Raw genomic sequence first — 7,914 nt, forward strand, 5'->3', positions numbered from 1 at the left:
TACTTGATAATGATCATGCTGTGGTAGATATGACCAGAGTCTCCTATGAAGAAGAAGGTACTTTAGTATAGATAACTTAGAGTATTGCTTTTTAATCAACAACCATTGACTAACGAATATTAGAATTACCCTCAACGAACATTAAAATTACCTATAAAAAAGAAGTAACTATGGACAGTAAAATCGAATAAAAATTTCTTTTTTAAGATTTATATATTATTCGAGAATTACTGATGACATGTACAAATAAACAAGTAGGGTATTTTAATGCAAAAGATCAAAAAATATAATCAGATAATTTCTGCTGCAAAAGCAGGTATGAGTGTAAAAACGGCACGTAAGTATTTACGTGTTAATAAGTATCCAAGCGAATTACGAACAATACGTAAATATAGGACACGTAAGGATCCATTTGTTAAGCACTGGGATGAAATAGAATCAATGCTAGAATCAGCTCCGGTAGTTGCAAGCAACTACCATATTAGCATATTTGACAGAAAAGTATCATGGGAATTATAATGGAAAGCAATTATGCTGTTTGCAGAAAAGGTTGAAACAATGGAGAGCTGAACATGGTAAGGATAAGCCAGTAATCTTTTTACAAAATATTCTTCCTGGCAAACAAAGCCAGTCTGATTGGAGCAATATGAATCAATTGGGTATTTGTATTGGTGGGAAACCATATCCTCACTTACTATTTCATTTTATGTTGCCTTATTCATGTTGGGAAACTTTCAGCATATGCCATAGTGAAAGTTTTGATACATTAGCATCAGGGTTTGAAAAAGCTGTATGGGAGTTAGGTGGAGTTTTACCAGAGCATCGTACAGATAATTTAAGTGCAGCTACCAAGCAATGTGGTAATAGTAGACAATTTACAGAAAAATGGCAAGAATTGCTTGGTTATTACGATGTTGCACCATCGCGAAATAATCCCGGTGTTAGTCATGAAAATGGTTCTGTTGAAAAAAGTCATGATACATTTAAGCAAGCAGTGAAACAACATTTGCTATTACGTGGATCACGTAATTTTGTTGATTTAAAAGCTTATGAATTATTCCTTACACAAATTAAAGAAAAGCGCAATAGCTGTAGAAAAGAAAAATTAGCTGAAGAATTAGTTTATTTAAAAGAGTTACCAATCAGGAAATGGAATGCACCTACAATATTATCAGTACGTGTTAACCCAAGCAGTACAGTTAGTATTTTATCTGTAGCTTATTTGTGCCTAGTCGCTTAATAGGTTATACTTTAAAAGCTTATATTTATTCTGAAGAAATAGAGCTTTACTATGGTAACAAATGTTTACAAAAAATGTCTAGAATCAGCAATGGCTATGTTATTGATTATAGACATATTATTGATAGTTTAGTACGTAAACCTAGAGCATTTGTCCAATATCAATATTATGAAGCTTTATTCCCACGTGCTATATTTCGTCAGGTATATGACCAGCTTATATCTATATATCCATATAAAGGGCATAAAATATATCTTAAAATATTACAATTAGCAAAAATGTATGGAGAATTGAATGTAGTTGCTGCATTAGAAGTGCTATTAGAAGAGAAGATTGAGCCAATAATTGATCATATTACAGATTTACTAAATAGTCAGACTAAAACTGTTTGTTCAGTAAAAATTAATCAACCAATACTGTCTGAATATGATCAATTACATTGCTTTAAAACAATGGAGGTCGCATGAGTAAACAGATAATAACTCTGCAACCGCTAAATAATTTACTCAAGAACCTTTGCTTACCTACTTTTGCATCATGCTACAAATCAGTTGCAGAAAGCTTTGAGCAAGAAAAGAAAACATATATAGATTACTACAGGAGTTAGCCATACGTGAGTTAGAACATAGACATCAGCAACGTATTGCCAGATTGCTGAAGCAAGCAAAACTCTCTCGAGATAAGTTATTAAGCAACTTTGATATTAAGAGTATCCCAGGATTATCGTCAACTAAGATCCAATATCTTGCACAAGGAGAATTTATGGATCGCTATGAAATATACTTATTTTTGGTAATCCTGGCACTGGCAAAAGTCATCTTAGTATAGGTTTAGCACGTGAGTGGTGTCTTGCTGGTAGGCGTGTATTATATACAACAGCAGCTAATTTGGTTCAACAATTACTAGAAGCAAAACTTAGTTTAAACTTAAGCAAATTATTAAAAAATTCGATTATTTTGAAATATTGATAATTGATGATATATCATATGTACCATATAATCGTGAAGAAACTGATGTTTTATTTACCTTATTACCTGAACGTTATGAAATGAGTAGTGTATTAATTACTAGCAATTTAGTTTTTGCAAAATGGAATACTATTTTTAAAGATGAAAATGACTACGTCAGCAGCTATTGGCAGATTGGTTCACCATTCTTCAATTCTTAAACTAAATACTGAAAGTCATAGAATCGCTACAGCGAAAGGCAAAAAATTAACTATAAAATCGGAGGATAATAATGTAATACTTTAGACAATATTTTTTACTCAAAAATGGGGAATTTTAATATTCGTCATGGGGAATTCTAATATTCGTTCATCAGAGGCTTTCGCTAATTCGGTACTCTATGCAATAGATAATAACATTACAATTGAAGGTAAAGATGCTAAAGAGTGGGCATATGAAAATAATTACCAAATTAAAACTTCTATAGGCTTGAAAAAAGAAATAATCAAGGAACAACAATGGAACAAAGATTTGGAAGGAAAATGGAAAGAAAAAGAAGTTGAGGTTAAGACAGATATAAGTAGAAGTACAAATTTCTGATCCTGCAAAATCAATGCGTATACAAGACAAATCTACAGGCGAAAAGTTGGAATCACTAATTGTTGATTTTACAAAGCAGGCAACAACTAAAAATGTAACCGATAAAGAAGTAGCAAAATTCTACGACAATATAATGAAAGAGCTAAAAAAAGAAAATTATCTTACCGAGCAAGATATTGAGGGTATAAAGAAAGATTTAAAATATCAGGATAATATTGAAAACACGACTAACTTATTAAATAACGCGAGTTTCGTATTAATAGAGGAACTGAATAGCTGATAGTAACTGGGTTACGAGGATATTAGTAATATTGTTTTTGTTCTTACTACATGACAATTTTTAGAGACGCAAGGTTAAAAGGTTGATTTTTACTGATAATTTATGATGATAAAGTCAAAAATCCTTGGTTAACATATGACAGATCACTCCGCTCCTTTAGTCAAATTATTACAAGAACATATTGCACTTAATTTATCAAGAGCAAAATGTTTAGGATTATTTATAATATCAATGCTTAGCTGCAGGACAGTAAACATGGCATTATTATGTAATGCAATGCCGTCTGGCATCAAATCAGCATCGTGGTATAGAAGGATGCAAAGATTTATATCTGAAATCTCAATATCATGGAGAGCATTAGCTTTAATGTTAGTCGTGATGACTAGCCTTGAAAAGCAAACGAAATGGGTGTTATGTTTAGATAGAACGAATTGGAAATTTGGTAAGCGACACATTAATATTTTATACTTAGCTGTGAGTTTTCATGGGATAGCAATCCCCCTTTTTGGAGTTTTTTAAGTGATAAAAAATCTGGCAGTTCTGATTATATTGATCGTATTGATCTGATGGAGTGTTTTTTAGAAGTATTTGATAAAGCCAGAATTGAAGCGTTAAGGGCTGATAGAGAATTTATAGGTACACAATGGCTTGCTTGGCTTAGAAGATAATCAAATAGCATATGTTCTACGTACAAAGGAAAATGGTCAATACATCAGTAACGCAAGAGGCAAAATGGTAAAGATACAAGATTTATTTCGTTTTTTAGCTCTTGGCTCTTGTGTAAGTTTACATAAGCGTAAAATTGGTAAAACAGGAGAGCTCTGTAACGTCACAGGAATGAGAAATAAAAATGGGGAGCTTGCAGTCTTAATACACAATGATGATATTAACAACCCTGCTTAGATATATGCTCAAAGATGGCAAATAGAAACAATGTTCAAAGCTTTTAAATCAGCAGGTTTTAACTGTGAAGCAACTCATATTACTGATGATTTACGATTAGACACATTAATGCAAGTAATGTCTATTGCTTTTTGTCTAGCCTATCAAACTGGAGAGATTGTAGTTGTAGATAAACCAATAATTATAAAAAAACATGGTTATAGACAAAACAGTATATTTCGTGTCGGATTAGATACATTGGTGACTATCTTTTATAATATTTCTAACCAATCAGCCCATTGGATGTAGCTTTTGTGCTCAATATTTGTTCATACGGAGATAGCAAAATGAAAAATTGTCATGTAGTGAGGTTTTTGTTATAAAATGTACTTAAAACTGCATAAATTTTTAGTAAATTGTCTTTTTTGACTATAACTATTAAATTGTAAAACTTGTCACACCTTTTACAAACCTTGAAAGGATAAGCATTATAGCATATTCATTAACCATAATTTAGGCATCTTAATACGAAACTCGCGTTTTTTATAGTTATCATATTTATCCATGGTCAAATAATATTCCTAGAAGTTTAATAAAAGAGCCAAAAATATATCTATGGGACTGGTCGCTTTATAGAAGATATAGGAGCAAGATATGAAAATTTTATTGCAAATCATTTATTAAAATTCTGTCATTTTTGGAGTGATTTAGGATTTGGTGAATATGAATTATATTTTATTAGAGATAAACAAAAGAAAGAAGTAGATTTTTTAGTAACAAAAAATAACAAACCATGGATGTTAGTTGAAGCTAAAACTTCTTCAAATCAAGAATTAAACTCAAATTTAAAATATTTTCAAGAACTTTTAAATTGCCCTTTTGCCTTTCAAGTAGTTTTAATATGGAATATAAAGAGATTGATTGCTTCAGTTATAATTATCCTGTAATTGTTCCTGCTAAGACTTTCTTATCTCAATTAGTTTAAAGATCTACTCATAATAAATCATATTTAACACTTTATAAATGATGTAACTTGTCTATAATAACTAATTAGTAATTAAGTTATTTAAAGCTCGATGAATAGGTCTAAGTTCATTTTTTTATCTGCTATTTCAGGTAATGTACTCGAATATTATGATTTTACGGTATATTCAGTTTTTTCGCTGATTATTGGACAAGTTTTTTTTCCAGGCGAATCAGAATTCATTAGAATTCTTCTAAGCCTTGGAGTATTTGCGGTTGGCTTTTTGACAAGACCGATAGGGGGCATATTATTTGGTTATATCGGTGATAGATACGGTAGACGTATTGCCTTAATAATCTCGATGCTAGGTATGACTATTCCGACCTTTGTTATGGGTCTCATACCCTCATATGCAAGTATTGGGATTTATGCCCCTATAACTCTAGTTATAATGCGGCTTATTCAAGGTTTATGTATTAGCGGTGAAGGAACGGGAGCGGCTATTTTTATCCTTGAACATCGTCAAAATTTAAGACCGGGTTTTACAGCAGGTTTAGTACATGGTTCAAATATTGCCGGTACGTTAATCGCAACATTTATCGGTATTATAATCGAACGCTATTTCTCTCATATAGATTTTGCTTGGCGTTTTGCTTTTCTGCTTGGCGGATTTATGGGTCTTGCCGGATTTTACTTGCGGTTGCGTGTATCGGAAACACCGATTTTTAAAATGCTTGAGAAAAAGAAACAAGTTCTTAAAGAACCTTTTTCCAATGTAATTAGAACTGCTTGGAGATCGATGTTTTTAACTATGTGTATAGGTACTATCGCTAGCAGCGTTATGTATTTAGTAAAAACATATATAAATGTTTTCTATTATAATGTAATGCATCTTAGTAATACTATTGCTTTATCATATTTAGCGTACAGTTCGTTTATTGCAATGATAGCGATGCCGCTTGCCGGCGGTACTGCCGATATTATCGGAAAATTTAAAATGGCAATGCTTGTTGGTATTGCTATCTTGATATTGATTTTACCGACCATGTTACTTATGTCAGCAAAAGAGATGTGGCAACAAATTATAGCTCTTACAATGCTTGGTATGCTCGCAGGAAGTATAGCAGGTACGGCTTATATATTCGTTATATCCTTGTTTACGGCAGAACAAAGATTTACCGGTGTGGCTTTCAGCTACAATTTTGCAATAGCGATATTCGGTGGAACTTCACCTATTATTTCTCGTTGGCTTGTAGAGCATACAGGCCTATTTTATGCTCCGGCTTTTTATATCATGATCATTGCTTCTGTATTTTTAGTGATTATGTATATGATGAGAAAAGTAATTAAACGAATTATTAATTAAATATGAATATGGAAAATATAGTAAACTCAGCTCCATTTTGTGACAGGCGTGAGGAGCGAAGCCTATATACTAATAGGCGAGCTGACGAACAACAAAGCACAAAGTGGGGATCAGTTTACTATAGAGAAATAACAAGTAGTTGGTTTACTGATTTACGTGATTTATTGTGCAAAGAATTTGAAAAAATCGAAGAAGAATATGCACAGACAAAAGGTTTAAAACCGGCTAAGTTTGTACGCACAAGCTGGCAACGTAACGGCGGCGGTGGCGGTGTTATGTCTCTTATGAAAGGAGAAGTATTTGAAAAAGTCGGGGTTAATATATCTACCGTATTCGGTGAATTTTCTCCCGAATTCCGTAGCGAAATTCCAGGAGCAGAACTAGACGGGAAATTCTTTGCAACAGGCATTTCATTAGTCGCACATCTTAAATCACCGTTAATCCCTGCTATGCATTTCAATACTCGTTATATAGAAACTTCTAAAAGTTGGTTTGGCGGCGGTGGCGACTTAACACCTTTTTATCCGGAAGAAAACGAAACTGCAAAGTTTCATGCAGCTTTTAAAGAAGCGTGCGATAAGTATGATTCTAGCTATTATCCTAAATTCAAAAAGCAATGTGACGAATATTTTTATCTAAAGCATCGAAAAGAGCCGAGAGGAGTAGGCGGAATATTCTATGATTACTTAAATAGCGGTAATTTTGAACAGGATTTTGCCTTTACACAGGATGTAGGTAAGGCTTTGTTGTCGGTATATCCCGAAATCGTTAGAAGTAAGTTATTTTTACCTTGGACAACTGAGCAGAAAGAATACCAACTTATAAGGCGAGGTAGATATGTAGAATTTAATTTGCTATATGACCGCGGTACTAAATTCGGCTTAATGACCGATGGAAATGTCGAAGCAATATTAATGTCATTGCCACCTGAAGTAAAGTTTAATTGACTTTGTGGAAGTTCTATATAGAATCATAACCGAAATAGCGTTTTGCTATTTCGGTGTGTCGGAACCTCTGTCAAAAGTGAGAGTATTTTTCACAAAACCAATGCAATCCTTGGCTTCACGGTCTATATAGTGAATGCATTGAATTAGGTGACATTTCTATTTCATCTTTTAATTTTTAAATAACATATCTCATATCGTAAATGGGTTGGCATTAGCGATATTCGCTATATCCTTAAAAAAATAAAATATTTCTTATAAATATCATCTAATTCAATACATTTCACTATAACAAAATTTTTTACTTTGTAAGTTTATGTGTTAAATAATTCTCTGTTGAGATTACTCTTTTATCGGTTTTATTTTCCAAGGCCGTTTTAGCGTTTTTAACTATACTTCCTCCTATTTTATCTGCAACCTTATTTTTTCTTCCATGCCTGTTGCATTATTAACGCGAGTTTCGTATTAAGATGCCTAAATTATGGTTAATGAATATGCTATAATGCTTATCCTTTCAAGGTTTGTAAGAGGTGTGACAAGTTTTACAATTTAATAGTTATAGTCAAAAAAGACAATTTACTAAAAATTTATGCAGTTTTAAGTACATTTTATAACAAAAACAATATTACTAATATCCTCGTAACCCAGTTACTATCAGCTATTCAGTTCCTCTATTAATACGAAACTCGCG

10 protein-coding genes and 2 pseudogenes are annotated in these 7,914 nt (G+C 32.5%); all 12 read left to right on the plus strand.

Translation table 11 applies throughout. The annotated features are described in order from the left end of the window. The first annotated feature begins 267 nt into the window (after positions 1–267). The 12 genes and pseudogenes from REIS_RS10535 (at position 268) to hemF (ending at position 7,226) form a co-directional block, all read left to right on the plus strand. A complete protein-coding gene (locus REIS_RS10535) occupies positions 268–519 on the plus strand; it encodes a hypothetical protein (RefSeq protein WP_008579186.1) in 252 nt (83 codons plus the stop codon). A gap of 31 nt (positions 520–550) precedes the next feature. After that, a complete protein-coding gene (locus REIS_RS10540; protein WP_050755334.1) occupies positions 551–1,240 on the plus strand; it encodes a DDE-type integrase/transposase/recombinase in 690 nt (229 codons plus the stop codon). Further along, positions 1,225–1,707 (plus strand): hypothetical protein, encoded by a 483-nt coding sequence (locus REIS_RS10545; RefSeq protein WP_008579188.1) that lies wholly within the window; start codon positions 1,225–1,227, stop codon positions 1,705–1,707. Before REIS_RS10540 ends, REIS_RS10545 begins: the two co-directional genes overlap by 16 nt. Positions 1,708–1,882: 175 nt before the next feature. Beyond that, positions 1,883–2,408, plus strand: a pseudogene (locus REIS_RS16660) (ATP-binding protein). Next, positions 2,356–2,493: an ATP-binding protein gene (locus REIS_RS15200; RefSeq protein WP_160142956.1), complete on the plus strand. Its 138-nt coding sequence runs from the start codon at positions 2,356–2,358 to the stop codon at positions 2,491–2,493. Before REIS_RS16660 ends, REIS_RS15200 begins: the two are co-directional and overlap by 53 nt. Before the next feature lie 69 nt (positions 2,494–2,562). Further along, positions 2,563–3,046, plus strand: a pseudogene (locus tag REIS_RS11650) (hypothetical protein); the annotation flags it as partial. 156 nt (positions 3,047–3,202) lie between these two features. Further along, positions 3,203–3,586, plus strand: a complete 384-nt coding sequence (locus tag REIS_RS10555; RefSeq protein ID WP_008579192.1) for a hypothetical protein — start codon at positions 3,203–3,205, stop codon at positions 3,584–3,586. 213 nt (positions 3,587–3,799) lie between these two features. Beyond that, positions 3,800–3,970 carry a hypothetical protein gene (locus REIS_RS15205; protein WP_241760905.1) on the plus strand — a complete coding sequence of 57 codons (171 nt, stop codon included), beginning with the start codon at positions 3,800–3,802 and terminating at the stop codon, positions 3,968–3,970. Positions 3,971–4,000: 30 nt separating this feature from the next. Further along, positions 4,001–4,258, plus strand: coding sequence for a hypothetical protein (locus REIS_RS15210; protein WP_008579195.1), 258 nt, complete (start codon positions 4,001–4,003; stop codon positions 4,256–4,258). 332 nt (positions 4,259–4,590) lie between these two features. Next, on the plus strand, positions 4,591–4,896 hold the full coding sequence (locus REIS_RS16665; RefSeq protein WP_371256179.1) for a DUF4143 domain-containing protein: 306 nt from the start codon (positions 4,591–4,593) through the stop codon (positions 4,894–4,896). 129 nt (positions 4,897–5,025) lie between these two features. Beyond that, positions 5,026–6,279 carry an MFS transporter gene (locus REIS_RS00040; protein ID WP_008579197.1) on the plus strand — a complete coding sequence of 418 codons (1,254 nt, stop codon included), beginning with the start codon at positions 5,026–5,028 and terminating at the stop codon, positions 6,277–6,279. A gap of 2 nt (positions 6,280–6,281) precedes the next feature. Continuing rightward, a complete protein-coding gene (gene hemF, locus REIS_RS00045) occupies positions 6,282–7,226 on the plus strand; it encodes an oxygen-dependent coproporphyrinogen oxidase (RefSeq protein WP_008579198.1) in 945 nt (314 codons plus the stop codon). Positions 7,227–7,914: the final 688 nt, after the last annotated feature.

The organism is Rickettsia endosymbiont of Ixodes scapularis, assembly GCF_000160735.1.
Classification (GTDB): domain Bacteria; phylum Pseudomonadota; class Alphaproteobacteria; order Rickettsiales; family Rickettsiaceae; genus Rickettsia; species Rickettsia tamurae.